General features: G+C 51.1%; 20 protein-coding genes, 5 tRNA genes and 1 other RNA gene. 18 read left to right on the top strand and 8 right to left on the bottom strand.

Features of this window, described 5'->3' with window-relative positions:
- Window positions 1-3: 3 nt before the first annotated feature.
- Complete coding sequence (trhO, locus tag DC28_RS08640) at window positions 4-750, bottom strand: oxygen-dependent tRNA uridine(34) hydroxylase TrhO (RefSeq protein WP_052078655.1); 747 nt, start codon at window positions 748-750, stop codon at window positions 4-6.
- A gap of 110 nt (window positions 751-860) precedes the next feature.
- Here trhO and DC28_RS08635 point away from each other — a divergent pair, with 110 nt between their 5' ends.
- The 12 genes from DC28_RS08635 (at window position 861) to DC28_RS16240 (ending at window position 6,650) form a co-directional block, all read left to right on the top strand.
- A complete protein-coding gene (locus tag DC28_RS08635; protein ID WP_037547781.1) occupies window positions 861-1,616 on the top strand; it encodes a ParA family protein in 756 nt (251 codons plus the stop codon).
- Window positions 1,609-2,643: a ParB/RepB/Spo0J family partition protein gene (locus DC28_RS08630; RefSeq protein WP_037547779.1), complete on the top strand. Its 1,035-nt coding sequence runs from the start codon at window positions 1,609-1,611 to the stop codon at window positions 2,641-2,643. The genes DC28_RS08635 and DC28_RS08630 overlap by 8 nt, the downstream gene beginning before the upstream one ends.
- A gap of 92 nt (window positions 2,644-2,735) precedes the next feature.
- Window positions 2,736-2,821 (top strand) — tRNA-Ser (locus DC28_RS08625).
- An 88-nt stretch (window positions 2,822-2,909) separates the two neighbouring features.
- Window positions 2,910-2,997: transfer RNA gene (locus tag DC28_RS16440), tRNA-Ser, on the top strand.
- A gap of 11 nt (window positions 2,998-3,008) precedes the next feature.
- Window positions 3,009-3,082 (top strand) — tRNA-Arg (locus DC28_RS08620).
- Window positions 3,083-3,125: 43 nt separating this feature from the next.
- Window positions 3,126-3,213 (top strand) — tRNA-Ser (locus DC28_RS08615).
- Between the two features lie 30 nt (window positions 3,214-3,243).
- Window positions 3,244-3,331 (top strand) — tRNA-Ser (locus DC28_RS08610).
- Between the two features lie 22 nt (window positions 3,332-3,353).
- Window positions 3,354-3,452, top strand: an RNA gene (gene ffs, locus DC28_RS16015) — signal recognition particle sRNA small type.
- 144 nt (window positions 3,453-3,596) lie between these two features.
- The gene (gene dnaX, locus DC28_RS15520) at window positions 3,597-5,465 is read left to right on the top strand and encodes a DNA polymerase III subunit gamma/tau (protein WP_052078654.1); all 1,869 of its coding nucleotides are present in this window, start codon (window positions 3,597-3,599) and stop codon (window positions 5,463-5,465) included.
- The gene (locus DC28_RS08600; protein WP_238565797.1) at window positions 5,452-5,754 is read left to right on the top strand and encodes a YbaB/EbfC family nucleoid-associated protein; all 303 of its coding nucleotides are present in this window, start codon (window positions 5,452-5,454) and stop codon (window positions 5,752-5,754) included. Before dnaX ends, DC28_RS08600 begins: the two co-directional genes overlap by 14 nt.
- Window positions 5,751-6,338 (top strand): recombination mediator RecR, encoded by a 588-nt coding sequence (gene recR, locus DC28_RS08595; RefSeq protein ID WP_037547775.1) that lies wholly within the window; start codon window positions 5,751-5,753, stop codon window positions 6,336-6,338. Before DC28_RS08600 ends, recR begins: the two co-directional genes overlap by 4 nt.
- 12 nt (window positions 6,339-6,350) lie before the next feature.
- Window positions 6,351-6,650: a glutaredoxin family protein gene (locus DC28_RS16240; protein WP_081942077.1), complete on the top strand. Its 300-nt coding sequence runs from the start codon at window positions 6,351-6,353 to the stop codon at window positions 6,648-6,650.
- Window positions 6,651-6,700: 50 nt separating this feature from the next.
- Here DC28_RS16240 and pth read toward each other — a convergent pair whose 3' ends face one another.
- Together pth and DC28_RS08580 are read right to left on the bottom strand one after the other, a co-directional pair.
- On the bottom strand, window positions 6,701-7,291 hold the full coding sequence (pth, locus tag DC28_RS08585) for an aminoacyl-tRNA hydrolase (protein WP_052078653.1): 591 nt from the start codon (window positions 7,289-7,291) through the stop codon (window positions 6,701-6,703).
- Window positions 7,292-7,300: 9 nt separating this feature from the next.
- The gene (locus DC28_RS08580) at window positions 7,301-8,215 is read right to left on the bottom strand and encodes a DMT family transporter (protein WP_037547771.1); all 915 of its coding nucleotides are present in this window, start codon (window positions 8,213-8,215) and stop codon (window positions 7,301-7,303) included.
- 159 nt (window positions 8,216-8,374) lie between these two features.
- On the opposite strand from DC28_RS08580, the gene nudC reads away from it, so the two are divergent.
- Complete coding sequence (nudC, locus tag DC28_RS08575; protein ID WP_052078652.1) at window positions 8,375-9,196, top strand: NAD(+) diphosphatase; 822 nt, start codon at window positions 8,375-8,377, stop codon at window positions 9,194-9,196.
- 263 nt (window positions 9,197-9,459) lie between these two features.
- Here nudC and DC28_RS08570 read toward each other — a convergent pair whose 3' ends face one another.
- On the bottom strand, window positions 9,460-10,881 hold the full coding sequence (locus tag DC28_RS08570) for an MGH1-like glycoside hydrolase domain-containing protein (protein ID WP_037547768.1): 1,422 nt from the start codon (window positions 10,879-10,881) through the stop codon (window positions 9,460-9,462).
- 423 nt (window positions 10,882-11,304) lie between these two features.
- On the opposite strand from DC28_RS08570, the gene gatC reads away from it, so the two are divergent.
- The 5 genes from gatC to DC28_RS15515 all read left to right on the top strand — a co-directional run bounded on the left by gatC (window position 11,305) and on the right by DC28_RS15515 (window position 16,332).
- A complete protein-coding gene (gatC, locus tag DC28_RS08565; protein WP_037547766.1) occupies window positions 11,305-11,583 on the top strand; it encodes an Asp-tRNA(Asn)/Glu-tRNA(Gln) amidotransferase subunit GatC in 279 nt (92 codons plus the stop codon).
- Between the two features lie 112 nt (window positions 11,584-11,695).
- Complete coding sequence (gene gatA, locus DC28_RS08560) at window positions 11,696-13,141, top strand: Asp-tRNA(Asn)/Glu-tRNA(Gln) amidotransferase subunit GatA (protein WP_052078651.1); 1,446 nt, start codon at window positions 11,696-11,698, stop codon at window positions 13,139-13,141.
- On the top strand, window positions 13,138-14,565 hold the full coding sequence (gene gatB / locus DC28_RS08555; protein WP_037547764.1) for an Asp-tRNA(Asn)/Glu-tRNA(Gln) amidotransferase subunit GatB: 1,428 nt from the start codon (window positions 13,138-13,140) through the stop codon (window positions 14,563-14,565). Before gatA ends, gatB begins: the two co-directional genes overlap by 4 nt.
- Window positions 14,562-15,836, top strand: a complete 1,275-nt coding sequence (aspS, locus tag DC28_RS08550; protein WP_037547762.1) for an aspartate--tRNA(Asn) ligase — start codon at window positions 14,562-14,564, stop codon at window positions 15,834-15,836. Before gatB ends, aspS begins: the two co-directional genes overlap by 4 nt.
- A gap of 1 nt (window position 15,837) precedes the next feature.
- Window positions 15,838-16,332, top strand: a complete 495-nt coding sequence (locus DC28_RS15515; protein ID WP_052078650.1) for a GNAT family N-acetyltransferase — start codon at window positions 15,838-15,840, stop codon at window positions 16,330-16,332.
- A 224-nt stretch (window positions 16,333-16,556) separates the two neighbouring features.
- Here DC28_RS15515 and DC28_RS08540 read toward each other — a convergent pair whose 3' ends face one another.
- The 4 genes from DC28_RS08540 to DC28_RS15510 form a co-directional block, all read right to left on the bottom strand.
- Entirely contained in the window at window positions 16,557-17,471 is a 915-nt protein-coding gene (locus tag DC28_RS08540; RefSeq protein ID WP_156104635.1) for an SPFH domain-containing protein, read from the bottom strand.
- Entirely contained in the window at window positions 17,468-18,451 is a 984-nt protein-coding gene (locus tag DC28_RS08535; RefSeq protein ID WP_037547760.1) for an SPFH domain-containing protein, read from the bottom strand. The genes DC28_RS08540 and DC28_RS08535 overlap by 4 nt, the downstream gene beginning before the upstream one ends.
- Before the next feature lie 74 nt (window positions 18,452-18,525).
- Window positions 18,526-18,987, bottom strand: coding sequence for an NfeD family protein (locus tag DC28_RS08530; RefSeq protein WP_037547758.1), 462 nt, complete (start codon window positions 18,985-18,987; stop codon window positions 18,526-18,528).
- Window positions 18,988-19,926 carry an adenylyltransferase/cytidyltransferase family protein gene (locus DC28_RS15510; protein WP_052078649.1) on the bottom strand — a complete coding sequence of 313 codons (939 nt, stop codon included), beginning with the start codon at window positions 19,924-19,926 and terminating at the stop codon, window positions 18,988-18,990. It lies immediately after the preceding gene.
- Window positions 19,927-19,959: the final 33 nt, after the last annotated feature.

The raw sequence follows: 19,959 nt of genomic DNA, 5'->3' as shown, positions 1-19,959 counted from the left end.
GGATCAGGTATCCTGTTTAGTCGGGTGAAGGCCATGGTAATCTATCCCAATCCGATCGTCAAAAAGAAAACACTGGCCCGTCCAAAGGCTCTGGGATGCCGGTATTTGGGTGAGGTAGGACAAGATACCACCCTTTAGATGGTACACCCGTGGAATCCCGAGGCTGCGGAGGTAAGCGGATGCTTTTTCACACCGAATTCCTCCTGTACAAAAAAGTGCAACCTGGTCCGGATTCGTCTCCTCCAATATGTCGGACGCCCTGTGGGGGAAGTCGCGGAACCGGGTTATGTTGGGGTTGGCAGCATACTCAAAGGTGCCGGCTGCTACCTCATACTCGTTTCTGGTATCAAGTACCAGGGTCTTAGGATCTGAAATAAGGTGATTCCACTGCTGCGGGGAAACATAGACTCCCCGCATGGAAACCGGATCAATGGTTGGAATACCCATGGTTATGATTTCAGACTTTACCTTAACCTTGAATCTTCTGAAGGGGTGTATGTCCTCAGGTACTCCGGACCAGTTAACAATTTCAAACCGGGTTGACCACAGGGATGAAAGCAATTCCATGAACTGCTCAGCCTGGGCTCGGTTGCCGCAGATGCTGGCATTTACACCCTCCTGGGCAAGTAATACCGTACCGGTGATTTCTAACCGGTCCGCTTCGGTTTGTAGGATGGTCCGAAAGCCCTGGGGATGAGCCAGGGGGAAGAACTGGTAAAAAGAAACGACTGATTTTGAATCCCGTGGCATTCAAATCCTCCTAAAGAAAAGGGTGTTAAAATATTACAGAAATGATCATATAAAACCTTTCGGTTTTGAACAATGACAGGTATGCGGTATTCGGATATACTCTCTTATTGATGGGAACTACAATTGTATTTGCAAACCAAAAGGGTGGGGTTGGAAAGACCACATCTGCGGCTAACTTAGGCGCCTACCTGGCTGAACTCGGTAAGAAAGTACTGCTGATCGACTTTGATCCCCAGGGTAATTTGTCCTCTAGCGTCGGGGCGGACCGGGATGGCATGGGTATTTATGAACTCATTACCGGACAGGCAGAAACAACCCAGGTTGTTCAGTCCACAAAGGGTGAGAACCTCTTTGTTATTCCTGCCAGTATCGATTTGACCGGGGCAACGGTTGAGTTGGTGGGGGAAAAGAACCGGGAACTGTTTTTAAAGCGGGCCTTGGAGCCCTTGGTGGCGGATTATGATTATCTGTTTATTGATTGCCCGCCCTCCCTGGGAATCTTAACCTTGAACGGGCTTACCGCTGCAGATGCAGTCTATATTCCCCTGCAGACCGAGTATTTCGCCTTGGAAGGGCTTACCCAGTTGATCGAAAGCATTAAGTTGGTTCAGAAAAGCTCCAACCCTCGGTTGGTTTTGGGGGGGATCTTTTTTACCATGTATGATTCTCGTACTCGGTTGGCCCAGGATGTAGTCCAAGAAGTTGTTCAGTATTTCGGGAAAAAGGTGTTTAAAACCATTATTCCTCGGAACATACGGCTCTCTGAAGCCCCCTCCCATGGTCTTCCGATTAATCAATATGATCCCGGGTGTTCCGGTGCGAAAAGCTATCGACTATTTGCCCAGGAGGTGCTATCCCGTGGCTAAACGTGGATTAGGAAGGGGAATCGATTCGTTGATTCAGGTAACTCGGGATGAGCCGGTCTCGGGGCAGGAGTCTGGAACCCAGGCGGTGGATGGGGCGGATGTGTCCGGCTCCAGGGTAGCGTCCCTGCCGATTGAATCGCTGGTTGCGAATCCCGATCAGCCTCGAAAAGAGTTCAATGAGGATCATCTGAAGGAACTCGCCGAATCAATTACGCAAAACGGAATTATACAACCGATTTTAGTTGAGCCCTACGGAGAGGCGTATCGGATAATAGCGGGAGAGCGGCGCTACCGCGCTGCAGGTATTGCTGGTCTGGAGCAGGTACCGGCGATTATTCGTACCTTTAGTGAAGAAGAAAAGTATGAGATTGCGCTGATAGAGAATATCCAGCGGGAGGATTTAACAGCCATCGAAGAAGCCCGGGCATTCAAAAACTTGATTGACCGGTTTGAATTGAGTCAGGAGGAATTGGCGCGTAAATTAGGCAAAAACCGCTCTACCATCGCCAACGCCCTCCGGTTACTGAAATTGCCTGATGATATTCAGGAATCATTGAACGATGGAATGATGTCAGCAGGGCATGCCCGGGCACTACTTTCCATTACCCAGGGGGACGAGGCTCAAATCCAGATGTTTAGGACGATTCTGGATCATGGATTATCTGTGCGGGATGCCGAAGCTCTTGCCAAGGTTATTAACCAAGGGGTGAATCCCGCCCATGCGTTAACATCTCTCCGAAATAACGGGCAACCGAATGAGGACGGGATAGTACAAGAAAGTCCGGAGCCGGAAATTGATCTCATGGCCTTAACCCAAGGTGCCCGGTTCGTAAAAAAGGAAGATCCCTCGTCGGATACTCGGCGAAAGAATCCCGAGCTCTGGGATATGGAAGAGCATCTTATCCGTCACCTGGGAACCAAGGTTCAGCTCAAGGGTTCAAATACCCAGGGAAAAATAGAAATCAGCTACTACAGCCAGGATGATTTAGAACGCGTTTTTGCCCTGATATCCGGCGTCTCAGAGTAGGAACTAATCGGGAAGTGATGTGCCGGTCCTGTGTTGAAAATTCCGGTGAGTTGACAAGAACCTTGGTGCAAGCTATATTGTGCTCTCATTTTGGAGAGGTGTCCGAGCGGTTTAAGGAGGCGGTCTTGAAAACCGTTGTAGGTGTCCCCTACCGTGGGTTCGAATCCCACCCTCTCCGGACTATTCCTGATGGACTGGCGGGTACCCTGGATAAGCCGCCTTGCCAAAAAATCAGCGGCATAGTAAAAATGTAGGTGTAATTCATTGGAGAGGTGCGAGAGTGGCCGAATCGGGCTCCCTGCTAAGGAGTTGTGCCCTAACCGGGTACCGTGGGTTCGAATCCCACCCTCTCCGTATTACGGTTTGTACCCTTAGCTCAGTTGGATAGAGCATCAGATTGCGGATCTGAAGGTCGGAGGTTCGAATCCTCTAGGGTACGTAGCGGGGAGTCTGGCCGATGTGATCAACCTGCCATCCCCAATGGAGAGATGCGAGAGTGGTTGAATCGGGCGGACTCGAAATCCGTTGTACTGTTCTGCAGTACCGAGGGTTCGAATCCCTCTCTCTCCGTCGGCTTGAGAGTACCATTAGAAAATAACTGGAGAGGTGACCGAGTGGTTGAAGGTGCACGCCTGGAACGCGTGTGTACTCTATCCGGGTACCGAGGGTTCGAATCCCTCTCTCTCCGTTTTCACCCCTTTAGTGTTGAAGGTCAGGCGCTGTGCAATTCGTAACCGCCAAACTCCGCCAGGCCCGGAAGGGAGCAACGGTAGGCGGCCTATGGGTGTGCCGCAGATTGCTTGACCGGAGCTAAAGGGGTTTTTTTTATCCTGAGCGTCGATTGACCATATTGTATTGGGATCGGCCGTCCAGAGCGTATCTGAGTACAATGTAAAAAGCCGGGCTGATTGGTAGATACCATCTGATCCGCGGTAAACCCCTGGGGGAATAAGATGGCATACGAAGTTACCGCCAGTAGAAAAAGACCAAAGACGTTTGACCACTTGGTAGGGCAGGAGTTTGTTGTCGCAACCCTCAAGAACTCTCTTGTGTCTGGCCGGATTGCGCATGCCTATCTTTTTTCCGGACCCCGGGGGGTCGGGAAGACCAGCGCCGCCCGGATTCTTGCCCGGGCATTAAACTGCCCCGGCGGACCAAGCGCCGAGGCTTGTTTGGATTATCCTGGGGGAGAAGAGATCTCCCGAGGTACGGCCATCGATGTAATCGAGATTGACGGGGCGAGTAATACATCGGTAAATGACGTCCGAGCGATCAAGGACGAGGTATTGTTTCCGCCCCAAAGCTCTCGATATAAGATCTATATAATTGACGAGGTTCACATGCTCTCAAACTCGGCATTTAATGCCTTGTTGAAGACCATCGAAGAGCCTCCTCCCTACATAGTATTTATCTTCGCCACAACAGAAATTCATAAGGTTCCGGCAACGATTCGCAGTCGATGTCAGCAATTCAGTTTTCGGCTCATTCCCCTCGAGCAAATACGGACTCTTCTGGCAGAGGCCTGCGACGAAATGAACATCGAGGCTGAATCAGAGGCCCTTACCTGGATAGCTAAGGAAGCAACCGGATCTCTTCGGGATGCATACACCCTTTTTGACCAGGTAATTAGTTTTTCAGAGGGCAGGATTTCCATGGAGAAGATCCGGGAAAAACTTGGCTTAATCGGATTGGATCGGGTAAATGAGTTCGCCGAGGTGCTTGTGCAGGGTAACGGACATGAGGCCCTCGAACAGCTGGATAAAATTCTGTCAGCTGGGATTTCTATTGAGCAGTTTATTACCGATCTAAGTGAATACTTCCGGAGTGTATTATTTCTAAAACATGGAATAACCCGAGAGCATCTTCTTGGCGCATCCCCTGGCCGGTTTTCGAATCTCGTACAGGATGGGCTTTCGGCGGTCCAGCTTGAACGGTTACTGGAGCTGCTGCTCCAGACCTACCGGAATATTCGCTACAGTTTGAATCCTCGGTTCGATATTGAGGTTTTTGTAAGCAAAGCATGCGGGATAACCCGGTACCTAACCCTGGAGGATGCCCTGCGTGAGCTTGCCGAGCTAAAAACAGGGATCGCCGGAGATGCCTCTCACCTCAAGGCATCTGGCAACACCACCGAAGAACCAAAACATCTCCGCCAGCCCACCGTTCCCTCCTCACCACAATCCGCAAAGAAGCAGGATTATTCAAATCAGGGGGCAAGGGGCGATGTATCCGGATCTGAACCTCCCCAGTCACCTGGTTCGACCCAGGTCGGTGCTGGCACACAAGGCGGTTCTGACACCCGGAGCGGTGCTGGCACACAAGACGGCTCTGGCACCCGGGAGGGAGGTCACCCCGGGACCGAATCCCAACCGGAATCCCCGAAAGATGTACAAACCCGTCAGGAGATTACCCCGATGAACTCTGGGGGGACCGATGGACGGAGCACTAGCCCTGCCGCGGACAACCCGGATGTGATCAGTGAAAGCCATCAGCGGGAGGTAATAGAAGCGGTGAAGCATGATAATGCCACCCTGGCTATTACCCTGGGAACTGCCCTGGAGTGGCGTCTGGATGGGGATACCTTGGTTCTGACCTTCGATAAGCCGTATAATGCAAAGGTGATTAACCAAGAGGCCTCGACCCTCGGCGCCTACATCGAGCGCTTGTTGATGCCCGGGTTAAAGCTGAAGGCCCTGGTTAAGCAGACATCTAGCCGAGAGGGCACAGGGCTGGACCCGAACGTACAGAGGGTTCAGGAAGTATTTCGGGGACAAATTATAGACGAGAGTGAGGTACGCAGTGAATCCGATGGATCTCTTTAAAAACCTATCATCCATACAAAAAACTCTTCAGGAGAGCCAGGAAAAATTAGGAACCATCCGCGTTGTTGGCACAGCCGGGGGAGATATGGTTGCAGTGGAACTCAGCGGAACCATGGAGTTGACCGGAATTAAGATCAGCCCCGAGGCTGTAGATCCGGAAGATGTGGATATGCTGCAGGACCTCATTGTAGCCGCATTCCGGGATGCAAATGCAAAATTGAAGGAACGCCTGCAACAAGAGGCAGGCTCTCTCGGTAACGATTTCCCATTTCTGAAAGGAATGGTATGACAAGCCTTGATCGGCTGATTACCCTTTTTTCGAAGCTACCCGGGATTGGAAAAAAATCGGCGACCCGGATTGCATATTTCATCCTGAAAAGTGATGCCGCCGTGGCCAAGGGTCTCGCAGATGCTATGATCGACCTGAAGCAGACCATTCGTCCCTGCAGGGTTTGCGGGAATTATTCCGAACAGGATATCTGTGGTGTATGTTCCGATCGTCGCCGGGACCAGTCGGTGATTTGTGTGGTGGAACAGCCCCAGGATGTTGCGGTCTTAGAGGCCAGCCATGAGTACAACGGCTTATACCACGTGCTCAATGGGGTTCTGGCACCCCTGGACGGCGTTGGTCCCGAACAATTGAATATTGCGAAATTAGTTTCGCGGGTCCGAAACGGAGAGGTAGCTGAAATCATCCTCGCCACCAATCCAACCGTGGAGGGTGATACCACGGCTCTGTACATCCACACCTTATTCAAGGAATCTCAGGTACGGGTATCTCGTCTGGCCCTGGGACTTCCGGTCGGGGGTGATTTGGAGTATGCGGATAAGCTCACCTTGGCGCGATCCCTACGCGGCAGAACTAATTTTTAGTATACTATTGGCATGAATTGGAATGATTTAAAATCCCGGTCGCTCCGGATTTATACGACCCCGTGGTGCTCTGATTGCCATCGGCTTAAAAAATTACTAACCCGTCAAGGTCTGGAGTTTTCAGAGGTGGATGTGGATTCCAACGCCTCTGCTAGAGAACATATGGTTGCCAAAGCGGGAGAATTTTCCATTCCCCAGCTTGAGATTGACGATGAATGGATGGTACGGGGCTGGCATCAAGAACTCCCCTCCAGGTGGGATGAAGGGCTCTTTTTCGAGGAGCTCGCCCAGGCCATCCCAGCACAGGATTAAGGTATAAAAGCCCGGTATTTCCTCAGGGTTCCCGGTAGAAATGCAGAGAATCAAATTTCTCGCTTGATTCGACCGGAACCTTCCAGCTTCACGGATCCCCCAAGCAGGTCTTCGAGGAGTTTACGGGATGTTTCAACAACCAGAGGGAATTGAATCTCTTCCTCCCGAGAGAACCGGCTCAGCACGAAGGAGCTGACGGAGCCGTGAACCGGTCGTCCGATACCGATTCGAAGGCGAAGGAAGCCGGGCCCTCCGCAGGACCCAGCTATGGATTTGAGGCCGTTGTGCCCTTGCAGACCTCCGCCGGCCTGGAACCCGACCGTACCAAAGGGGAGCTCAAGATCATCGTGAACCACAAGACAGGACTGGAGGGGGATCTTAAAAAACTGCAGGAGGGCTTGTACTGCTCTACCGGAATTATTCATGTAGGTTTCCGGTTTCTGAAGAAGGACATCCTTTCCCCCTACCGAGGTTTTTGACCAGAGGGATGAAAATTTTTTTTCCCAGGACTGGCCGGTACGCCAAGCGTCACAAACCTGCCATGCTGCATTATGTCGGGTTTTACTGTACTGGGATCCCGGATTACCGAGAAATACAATTGCCGAGATTTCGGGGGTGGGGGATTGCCTTGGGCCGGACATACCCAGTGATTATAACAAAAAACTGACCCCCCACAAGGTTATCCCGGTACCGATTATCTCTGCGAGATTGATTTTTTCTTTGTAGATGAGGATGGAGGGAATAACAATCAACACCGGGACAATTGCCATAAGGGTGGCTGCTATTCCGGTTTGAGTACGTTGAGCAGCCCAAAGACCCAAACTAACCCCTAGAAACGGACCGAAGAATGAACCGGCCACGATGAAGGGGTAGGCCTTTGCGTTATGCAGGGCTCCCCAGAGCTGTCGCCAACGGCGGGTGAGGATAAACACCACCAAAAAACCGATGATTCCTGCAATGACACGGATCTGGGTAGCCGCGAAGGCAGAATACTCTGTTCCCGCGCCGAATCTGCCGACGATGAGCCCCCCGGCTTGGCCGATACTTCCTAAAAACGCACAGAGCACACCTACCACAAATTCGCGGAGCGTTGTCTCCCCAGATCCGGTTGATGGCGAGCGGTTTCTGAGGGCGATTACCATGAGAATCCCCCCAAGAGTAAGAGCGACTCCCCAGCCCTGACCGGCCCCCAGGGTTTCGCCCAAAAAGAACCATCCGAGAACCAGGGTAATCACCGGCACCGATGAGTAGACCAGCATAGATAACCGTGGTCCGATGAGGATAAAGGCTTGAAACAGGAACAGGTCGCCTAGAACAAATCCGATGAGGCCCGATATCCCCATAGTAGCCCAGATTCGCTGGGGGGCTGAGAATGGGATGAGTTCTCCGCCGGTGACAGCCTGGAACAGGGTGAAGAATCCCAAGGCGATGAGTAACCGGATGAGATTGAGATTGAGGCTGCCCACCCGCCTGCCTGCCTCGGAAAACATGATGGAGGTAATTGTCCAGCACAGTGCCGTTCCGAGGGCAAGCAACTCTCCGGACACAATGAAGGGAGTATTCATAGGCACTGACTATACGCGGGAACGGCGAGTTAGCATAGCGGGTACGTTACAACCTTTTGCGTACTTTCTACTGAGTTGGGTGCGGGGATTTCCCGGTGACCGATCCTCTTGGGGATCAGCAGTGTTGAAAGGGGCGTTTAAAGCGGGTAGGCTGATTCTATGGATAAGAATTATCTGCCCGGAGAAGGAACCCCCCAACCGGCTGATCTCATTTTGGTTGTAACCGATTCCGGTGTGGTTATTCCTGAGGGTGGCGTGTTTTGGGCCTACCATGGGCTCACAATTCCCCGGTCGGAGCTGGTTCCTGTGGGTAGTCTCGGGTCTGCGGCGGTGTTCGTCTGCCACCATTCTGTCGCCCAGTCCTACGGTAGGCTGCCCGGAGGCCAGGCGATACCCCTCCGTGAGCTGTACGGACTGATTGAGGAACCTGTTTTTTGGTTCGCAGGGCGGGCGGCGCATGTGTACCACTGGCATATACGTTCTCAGTTTTGCGGCCGGTGTGGAGCTGCTACTCTTTGGAATACCCGGGAGATTTCAAAAACCTGTACCCAGTGTAACGAGGTGTACTATCCAAAAATAAGCCCGGCGATTATCGTGGCGATCACAAGACCGACGGATCGGGGGCCTGCAGTGCTCTTGGCTAAACATACCAACCGGCCCCATGGTTTTTATGGGTTGATTGCAGGGTTTATCGAACCCGGCGAATCCGCCGAGGAAGCGGTACACCGTGAGGTTTTAGAAGAAACCGGCATTCGCATACACCGTCTTCGCTATTGGAAGAGCCAACCCTGGCCCTTTCCGGAGGGGCTCATGCTGGGATACACGGCGGAATATCACTCGGGAGAACTGGATCTCCAGGAGGATGAGTTAGCCCATGCAGGGTTCTATACTGCCGGGGATCTACCGCTCCTGCCTCCGGCCCTGAGTTTATCCCGGCAATTAACCGACCTCGTATTGGGCAGAGGCGAAGAAAAAAAATAACTTGATGAGCCAAGTGCAGAAGTCGTCTGCACCTAGTACGCGGCAATTAGAGAACAGAACCTCATTTCTTAGAAACGAGGTTCTGTTTTTTGGTCCAGCGCGGGGCTCATTCAAAGCAAATGTTTGAAGAGCCTGCAATAATTGAAGGAAAGTAGTCTAGTCCCGGGTTTTATAACCAGTGGGTGACCCACGGAATTGTACCGCCTGTAGGAACCCTTGCAACCTTGTATGCCCTCCAGGCGGAATTAAAATCTGACCCCTGGTTACAGCTTGTCGATGAGCATTGAACACTTACCGGAGGGGATGGGCAGGGTCTTTTTCTTATCCCCGATTATATCGATGGTAAAGTAATACAATTTTTCGCTCTCTAACCTGATCTCCCAGCCCCTATTTGATTTGTTGCTAAGGATGGTTATGAGGTTGCGTTTTAGGGATAGATTATCAATTCCCATGACCTCCAGGGTCGGGACGATCCAATCCACCGTTTTTCGGGGCAAGCTAACAAACAATCCTATGACATTCTCTATCATCAGGGTTATGGTTGAGAGGCTAACGGTGGTGATGAACTGCTCACGGGGAAAATCTGGGTTGTCCGGCCACTCTGCCGGACCTTCTTTGGTCGGTTTATAGGCTTCCCATACCTTACCCCGTCGATTGCCCTCGGGATGAAGGGTATCAAGCATATAGTAGAGGTGGCGGATAGCGCTCTCCCGGGCCAGGGAGTAGCCGGCGTACTTCTCAAGCCCCTTTATGACCATGAACGTCAGGTGGGGGAATACCGACCCCCGGTATCCATTGCCGGTTTCGTGAAACTCAGGTTCATCAGCGGCAAGGGAAGGAAAGGGGTTGGGGGTACCGAAGGTATCGGGATTCTTGAGATGGTCGAGAAGCTTTTCAGCCTTCGCATCGTTGGGCAATTCACAGAGCAGGCTCCAGAAGGCTCCCAGATGTTTTACCGGAACCTGGGCAAGGGACTCATCAAGGTCAAAATAGGTTCCTGATTCTTCATTCCACATGAGCTGGTTGATTTTCGTTTTAAGTGAGAAGTAATGGCGTTTATAAAAAAAGCTGATTTCTTTATCATTGAGAATATCAGCCAGCTCGGCCATATACATGGCATTCACTGCCATAACCATATTGAAATCGCAATAGTATACGCTGTTTTTACGGGGACTGTTCGGCATCCCGGTTGCTGAGAGCGGTACGCGGTAGAGGCCGTTTTCATCCTTAAAGGTCGACTCCAGCCAGGAGAAGTGTTTCTCAAGGATCGGCATGATTTCTTTGATTCGCTTTTTATTACCGATTTTATGAAAGAGGTTATGCTCAGCCCATGAAAATAAGGGTAGACATACCCCCTCCGGGTTATCGTCCGTTAAAAAGGCTGAGCCGTCGCTAACCCGGTATTCACTCCTGATTGCACCATTTTCTTCCTGTTTTGCATAAAAATTGTCAAGCTGGGGAGTGCAGGGGTAGATTTTATTACTGTAGACAAGGAAGAATGTGGAGAAACAGGCTTCGACTTGGCTAATGGTTTCTGCGGTTGGCTGGTTGAAAAATTTTGGCTGCAACCCATTTTCTTCTGAACCCTTCTGCCAGAATTCTTCAATCCAAGCCCAGGTTTGGTCATACACATCGACGAAGTCCTGATCATAAAAGTGGACACCAGGAAAGTCTTTTTTCGCCACGAAAACTCCTTATCTTATACCCGCTACGCAGCAATCTATGATAAATCCTACAACCCAAGCCGAAAAGCCGTGAGATGACTTATTCGGTTCTGGAACGTTGGAGAATTATGTATACCTGCTAACGTTATACCAGCGGCGGTATTCTGTTCCCGCCTAAATTTTACGAATGAACACCGGGGTATAGTAACGTACCATTGAATTCTATCATCGATGCTCGGTTACATTGATGACCATCGATTATTCTCTTTATATATAGAACTATAAGTATACCATAGGCATCTTGTTTTTGAACTCGCCGACCCTAATTTATTTCATATTTTTTAATCCGTCAAATCATGGTCCTTGCTTTCCCGAACCCTAATTCGGTGAATCGGGAGGGTGGAACCTTGACAGTACCCCAGGGGCGTTGTAAACAGTGAGACTATGGAGAAGCGTGAACTGACAGTTACTGCGGAGCTTGCACAAATTGAGCTCCGTGAAGAGGAAACCGAACGATTAACCCAAGAGGTTACCCAAATGGTTTCCTACTTCGAAAAAATGATGGAAGTCTCTGTCGAGGGGTTGGAGCCGACCACCCATGCAATGCTTAAAACGAACCGGCTCCGGCCGGACAATAATAATACCTCAGACCTGGCCGACGATATTCTGGAACAGGCTCCTGATCTTGAAGATCGTTTTATCTGTATTCCCAACGTGCTGTAAAAATTAATACAACTGCAACCCTATTTTATCATTACAAGCAGCACATAAAACGTCGTCGATCAAGGAGCAGGTGGACGACACCTAACCATTCGTTAGACATAGTGAGATACACATGGAACAACAAAAGCACTGGAGTAGTGTCCTTTCTGAGGCTGGAGGGCGTTCGTATGCCCAATGGGTACGTGAAAAGGATCAAACCCTCGGATCGTTTCTGGAATTCGATCCCGCCCGGGGGCTGATGACCGCCCAGACCCAGAAAAAAACAGAAGTTTCCGATTCCGAGCCCCTTCTAAAGAATATTCCCTTCGCAATTAAAGACAACATCGCCCTCAAAAACTTCAAACTAACCTGCGGAAGTAAGATGCTTTCCACCTTTGTAAGCCCCTACACAGCCACCGCTGTGGAACGCCTCATTACCCAAGGGGCCGTGCCAGTGGGAAAAACCAACCTGGATGAATTCGGGATGGGATCATCCACCGATAATTCCGCATTAATGAACACCAATAACCCCTGGAATTCCGAGTTTGTCGCCGGGGGCAGTTCCGGCGGTTCCGCATCATCGGTTGCTGCCGGACTCGTACCCCTGGCTCTTGGCAGCGATACCGGGGGCTCTGTACGGCAACCGGCGAATTTTTGCGGTGTGTACGGCTTGAAACCTACCTACGGGGCTGTGAGCCGCTATGGTCTGGTTGCCTATGCGTCCAGTTTGGAGGTCATTGGAATCACCAGTCTCGACATTGACCTTTTAGAGCAGTGTTTCCGGACGATGCGGGGAGTGGACCCGCGGGATCAGACCAGTCTAGTTTGGGATGATTCTCATGTCCGGGAAACCAAAACCGCGGGGCGGACCATTGGAATGCTGGTAGGCGATTTAGGCCTTGATCCCGGTGTAGCCGAGGCGTACGGGAATTCCCGGAAAGCTCTGGAGCAGCTTGGTTATACGGTGGAGGAGATCTCCCTGCCCATGCTTGAATATGCCGTACCAGCCTACTACACCATCGCTACCGCCGAAGCAAGTGCCAACCTTGCACGGTTCAACGGCATCCGATACGGCCATCGGCCGATTTTTGCTGAAAATCCGGAAGAGCTCATCAGAAAGAGCCGAGATGAGGGATTCGGTGATGAGGTGAAGCTCCGGATCCTTCTCGGAACCTACGTCCTCCGGAGCGGATTTCAAGACCAGTTTTATCACCGGGCTCAAAAAATTCGAACTGCCATTCGGATGGATTTTGAACGTATTTTCTCAAAGGTAGACGCAATCATTATGCCGGTGTATCCCACCCAGGCATTTAAACATGGGGAGGGTGGCCTGGATCCCTTTCAGCAGAAAGTTGCAGATAAATTCACCACAGCAGCGAACCTCACGGGTATGCCTGCCCTGGCGATTCCCACCGGGGTTCATCAGGGCCTGCCAACGGGAATCCAGTGTATGGGTCCGTATTTCGGGGAAGAGAGACTGATGGATGTGGCAAGACGGCTATCGGAGCTGTTGCCAGTACAGTATTCACCCCATACCCCCCATCCCTACACCATGGCTGGATCGGGAGGAGCAGTATGAGGTATCAAACAAAGTATGATAGTTTTGTAGGTCTAGAAATTCATGTGCAGCTAACCACGGAATCAAAGGTTTTCTGCTCATGCAAAAATAACTTCGGAGATGAGCCTAATACCAATATCTGCCCTGTTTGTATGGGGCTGCCCGGGAGCTTACCAAGTCTGAATGCCGAAGCCATGGAAAAGGCGTATCTGGTGGCCAGAGCGCTGAACTGTACCCTAACCCCCCGGACCATGTTTGAACGAAAGAACTATTTTTACCCGGATTTACCGAAGAACTACCAAATCAGCCAGTTTGATGCCCCCTTGGGTACAAATGGATACATTGATATCCAAGTGGATGGCCAGGTTAAACGTGTTCGCATCCATGAATGCCATCTCGAAGAGGATGCCGGAAAGATGATCCATGCTGGGGATATGTCACTGGTGGATTACAACCGAACCGGAACACCGCTGTTAGAGATAGTCACCGAACCCGACATGAGTCTAGGGGAGGAAGCAGAGATTCTCATGCATGAGCTACGAAGGATCGTGCGGTATTTAGGAGTGAGCGACGGAAATATGGATGAAGGATCCATGAGATGCGATGCGAATATCTCCCTCAACTTGAAGGGGCATGGCCTTGGCCGTAAGGTGGAAATTAAAAACCTGAACTCCAGCCGGTTTGTCCGCCTTGGTCTGAATTATGAGATTGACCGTCAATCTGAAATCCTGGAAGAGGGAGGCACGGTGGTACAGGAAACACGGTTATGGAACGAGAACCGTGATCAGACCGTGGTTATGCGTAGTAAGGAAAATGCCAATGATTACCGGTATTTCCCTGAACCCGATTTACCCCCCTTTGTAACCGATCAGCCGTTTCTGACTCGAATTGAGGAGCGGTTATGCGAATTGCCCCTGGCAAGAAAGCTTCGGCTCATCAATGACTACGGGATACACGAGCAGCAGGCTGAGCAAATCTGTGAGGAGCGCAGTACCGCTGATTATTTTGAGGAGATCATCGCCCTAGGCTCGGATCCGGTCGCCCTGGCAACCTGGCTCTCAGGGGATGTTCAAAAGCTGCTTAACCGGTACGGGGTGCAGGCTTCCAATTCGGTTCTAACCCCACCCAGGTTTCATCAATTATTGACCCTGTTGGCATCGGGGAAAATCCACGGCAAGATTGCGAAACAGATCCTGGATATTGTGTTCGAAGAGGATGTGGATCCTGAACAGGTTATGAAGGACAAGGGATTGGAACAGATAACCGATCCGAAGGAAATTGCTGCCATTATCGAGCCGATCCTTCAGGAACATTCCAAGGCTATTGAGCAGATTAGAGCAGGCGATCCCAAACCCTTCGGGTTCCTTATGGGTCAGGTTATGAAAGCTACTGCCGGCCGAGCAGAACCTCAGGCGGTCCAGGCAGTTCTTAAGGAAATGATATGAGTAGAGTACTAATAAAAGATATCGCAGACCATGTTGAACAGGAGATTACACTTCAGGGCTGGGTACACCGTATCCGAGAGCTGGGGGGTATAAACTTTGTAATTCTTCGTGATCGTTCCGGTCAGGCACAGCTGGTCTATGAAGGATCGGTGGATGTTACCCTGGAAACCGTTGTATCGGTTTCAGGGAGGGTCCAAAAAAATGTAAAAGCACCCGCAGGATTCGAGTTGTTGGTTGCAGAGACCAGGGTTTTAGCCACGGCTGCACCCGATCTACCGGTCCCGGTAAACCAGGATCCCAAGAACTTTGGGATTGAGGCAATACTCGATAACCGGTTGATTAGTCTGCGGAATCCCAAGATCCGCAGCATTTTTACATTGCAGAGCGAGATCTGCCGCTACTTCGCTGAGTACCTTCACAACCAGGACTTCACCGAAATCAAAACCAGCAAACTCATCGGGAGCGGTACCGAGGGTGGAACAGGTCTCTTTGAGGTTGAGTATTTTGACACCAAGGTGTATCTGGCTCAGAGTCCTCAGTTTTATAAACAGGCCATGGTAAGCTCCGGTATGGAGCGGGTCTTCGAGGTAGGAGCAGCCTACCGAGCAGAAAAGCATGAGACACCCCGGCATCTCAATGAATACATTTCCCTCGATGTGGAGATGGGGTTTATTGAGGATGAACATGATTTGATGGATCTTGAATCCGGGATTCTGAGCTATATGTTCGCCCGGATTCAAGAGGAGCACTCGGATATTCTCGAGCTATGGGATGCTCGGGTACCGAGTCCCGAGGATGTAGCTCGAGCACCCCGAATTGCCCATGAGGAAGCGAAAAAGATTGTGTCCCAACGTTTGGGACGGAGGGTTTTCGAGATTAATCCCGAGGCTGAGCGGGTGATTTGTGAATGGGCTATGGAGGAGTACGGGGTAGATTTGGTGTACATCAATGAGTTTCCCCGGAAAAAACGCCCCTTTTATACCTACCCCAAGGGATTAAAAACCATGAGTTTCGACCTAATATTCAGGGGGTTGGAAATCACTACCGGTGGAAGGCGGATAAACGAATATCCGATGCTGCTGGAAACCCTGCCACGCTTCGGACTAACCGAAGAGGGCCTAGGCGGCTACACGGATATCTTTAAATACGGGTGTCCTCCCCATGGGGGATTTGCCATTGGCCTGGAACGGATAACCCAGAAAATTCTTGGTCTCAGCAATGTGAAGGAGGCTAGCCTCTTCCCCCGGGACCGGAAACGGATCAAACCCTAGAATGTCGATAACGATAGAATCCCTGGAAAAAAAGCATATTCAGCAGATTTGCGGGCTCATAAAAGGGTACCGCGCAGAAACCGCGAAGGAGTTTTCTGAAGAGGATTACCAGAAGGTTCTGGATCAACTCGAGTTCATGGGTTCCCTATCCCGAACCGGCGGAGAGGCGTTAAGCAGGGTGTTTGTTGCAGCGGAAGGGGAGTCGGTGGTCGGGTACATTGGCGTTCATATGATCCCCTTTCCCCTCATGGCCGGCAGGGAGCTGTATATTTCGGACTTACTCGTATCACCGGATTACCGAGGCAGGGGGTGCGGCAGTCTGCTACTGGCTCATGCGGAACAATTTGCCCAGGCACAGAGTTGTAAACGGCTAATGCTCAATAATTTGAAGGAAATGCCCTCCTATGCCCGGGGATTTTACGCGGCCCATGGATTTACCGAGCGGGAAAACGCTGCAAATTTTGTAAAAAAGCTCCTGGTGGGGGATGGTCAGTAATCCATGGTTTAGCGTCGATAGCCCTGGGTATCCCCAATGATTGGAGAACAGGAGATCATCTCCAAGAATTGGTTTTCTGGTTTTAGTCCGACCCATGGTTCATGCAACAGAGGGTATTGATTGAACCTCACTGGTTTTAATTTTTCCAGAGCATCAAAAACTGAAAGGCTTTTTAGAATAGGCTCAGGACACCTCGGGGTGTCCTGAGCAGTTTTATTATGCTACTAATTTTTGGTGAGTTTTTTTAGAGTCTCCATGGTTCCTTCCATATCGGTTAGATCCATTGGGAGAACCACCTTTGTTCCCTTCCGTGCTACGGAGTTTAGGGTGTGGATGTACTGTTCAGCCAACTGAAGATTAACCGCATCTGGACCACCAGGGACCGATATCGCCTGGGCAAGGGTCTTAATAGAAGTGGCCGTTGCCCTGGCAATGGCACGGATTTCTGCGGCCCGGCCCTCGGCTTCGTTAATCATCTTCTGCTTTTCACCCTCGGAGCGGTTGACTGACTCGGTCATAATACCTTGGGAGTAGTTTACCTTTGATTCTTTTTCCCCCAGGGACCGGGCAATGAGTGCGCGTTTTTCCCGCTCGGCCTTCATCTGAACTTCCATGGCCCCGAGTATGGTACGGGGTACTTCTATGTTCTTGATTTCGTACCTGGTGACCTTCACACCCCACTCGTCGGAGGCTTCGTCCACCTCGCGGACGATGGCTGCATTGATATTGTCTCGTTCTTCAAAAGACTTGTCTAGCTCAAGCTTCCCAATGACAGACCGCATGGTTGTTTGGGCCAGCTGAACGGTTCCCTGCTGGAAGTTGGTGATACCGTAGCTGGCTTTTTTTGGATCGACGACACGGTAATACAACACTCCGTCGACCTGAATTTTTACGTTGTCGTGGGTAAAACAGGTTTGTACCGGAACATCCACTGCTTGTTCTTTTAGACTGTGGTGATACCGGACCTTGTCGATGAAGGGAACAAGGATGTGGAACCCGCTTTGCAGGGTGCCGGCATACTTACCAAGGCGCTCCACAATCTGGGCTTGTTGGGCAGGGACGATTCTGATGCTCCGCAAAATGGAGACCAGAACTACAAAACCAAATAATCCGAGTACAATAATTACCGGGTTAATCATGCGTTACCTCCCTTAATTCCCGAGGTCGGTCCACCTTTGCCGGCACCTGATTTGGCCGTCTGGCCAGATTGATTTCCGTTAAACAATGTGCCGATGACCCCTTGCAGCTGTGCTAAGTCGTGGGGTAGTACGCTGGTTTCTGCCTCGCTGAGAATCGTCCGTAGCTGGTCAATGAATTGCTCAGCGATACGGAGTTTTACTGCCTTTTCTCCGTTGGGAATATTTATTGCTTCCGCTACTTCCTTGATCCCTTCGGCGGTAGCGTTGGCAAGGATCTCCATGGCTTCAGCGCGCCCGTCGGCTTCGTTGATCCGTTTTTGACGTTCCCCCTGACTCAGGTTAATGGATTCTTCCCGGTTTCCTTCGGAGACATTGATCCGGCTTTCCCGTTCACCCTCTGAGGTTAAGATCTCCGCACGCTTTTCGCGTTCTGCCCGGACCTGTTGTTCCATGGCTTCCTCAACGGTTTGGGTCGGGGTAATATCCTTGATTTCGTAGCGGGTGACCTTGATACCCCAGGGATCAGAGGCCTCATCCACGGCCTGAACGATGGCCTCGTTAATGCGGTTCCGCTCGCTGAAGGTGTTATCGAGTTCAATTTTACCGATTTCCGAACGCATGGTGGTTTGAGCCAGCTGCTTGGTAGCAAAGCGGTAATCGTCGATGCCGTATCCAGCCTTTGCAGGGTCGATCACCTTTAGGTAGAGGACTCCGTCTACCGTAACCTGGACGTTATCCCTGGTAATGCAGACTTGGGGGGGAACATCGATGACCTCTTCTTTGAGGATTTGCTTGTAGGAAATCTTTTGTACGAAGGGGATTACGAGGTGAAATCCGGGTCCAAGGCTTCTTTGATATTTACCTAGAAATTCTACAATCCAGGCCTGTTGTTCGGGTACTATTCGAATCATCTTAAAGAAGACAATAAAGAACAGTACGAGTAAACCGCCGGCCAAAATCCAGCTTGTTACTAGATCCATAGGCTTCTCCTTTTATTTGGTTGTGCTTGTTGTACCCCCCGGATGGGGAGATATTCAGATTCAGCGGGTTTTGCTTAGATGAGGCTACGGGTTACCCAGTAGGTCATGCCTTCCTTCTTGAGAATCTCTACGGTCTCGCCCTTCTGGAAGTGCTCATCGAAACTCTTAGCTGTCCAGGTGGTCCCATGAAGACTTATTCTCCCGGCTTTTTCCGGGGAGATGTCCTGAACCACCGTGGCTGTCTGTCCCGAATCTGCATCGGATTCGAGCTGTGGGGCCTTGGAATCACCTAAAAGAGTCCCCTTAAAGACCGAGGATAGTTTTTTCCGCAGGAACCCCAGGGATAATGCCGAGGTACCAAGCCACAGGATGATTTGAAGAAGCAGGTTGCTGCCCAGACCGGGGATGAGCCAGGTTAGAAGCCCAGTGAGAAGGGCCCCGGTGCCGAAGAAGAAGATGACAAATCCGGGAAGAGCGAACTCTGAGAGGATGAGACCTAAGCCGAGAACTAACCAGATGATTTCAGATATACCCATTTAAAGAGAGTCTAATCCCCATTGGTGGAATTCCGCAAGTATTCTATGCTTGAGAACCTCCAGATTTATACCGACCGCCTTATCGAAGTAGTGGATGGGTAGATTCATGTCGGAGGTCTTTGTTTTGAGGGCGTGCAGGTCGCCGGATGAAAGGCCCTGTTCGAATACCAGAATAAGGTGAGGTTCCGGAAGGCCGGGGGGGGTAATGGCCAGGGTGGAGTGCTGACTGGAATTCGGGTTTTGGGGGTAGAAGATGAGTCGGTTTGCCTGCCGGGATAGGGCGTACCACTGGGCGGCGTGGATGGATTCCAGTTCATGGTTTTGTAACGATCTACTGGTATAATGAGGAAGGTATACGGTGGAGAATACCTCGGAGAGGTGTTGGGCAATATCCTCGCTTTTCGAGCCGGCTATCACTAAGATCCGTCGGACAAAATAGGGCCGTACGGGAGGGGGAATGTAGCTCCAGTAGGCGAGGGGGCTTTTCCGAATCAGACTAGCGGATACAGCAATCTGATTACGACTAGGATCGACTGGAATAAATCGAGCCCCCAAGGCCTTGGCGAGGTTTTCGCCGTAGGATTCGCTGGCAAAAAGGTAGTCGGTGGATTGGGGCAGATGGGGTTTCATCGCCTGTGCCCAGATGCTTGGGCTGTGGGGATTGTCACGGTGGGCCTCAGGAATGGCTTGAGTAAAGTGGACGAGGGTTACCTGGGGGAAAAGCTCCTGCATCCACCGCTCCCGCAGCTCACCGGGAATGGGCTCATCGGGCAGAGAGCAGAGGAATACGGTGAGGTGATCCACGAAACCCTGGGCAAAATCGATGAGGTAGCGGTGCCCATTATGGGGGGGCATGAACCGGCCGATGATTGCCCCGGTGGTATGGGGTGTTCCTTGTGGTTCCGGTTTTTGCTGGGTTGGATGTTGGGGTGTATCCATGGGCACAATGTACCCAGGGAAGGCATACGGCGA

Source organism: Spirochaeta lutea (assembly GCF_000758165.1).
Taxonomy (GTDB): Bacteria; Spirochaetota; Spirochaetia; order DSM-27196; family Salinispiraceae; genus Spirochaeta_D; species Spirochaeta_D lutea.
Note: the sequence above shows the minus strand (reverse complement) of the source record. Positions and strands in the feature narration are given on the sequence as shown.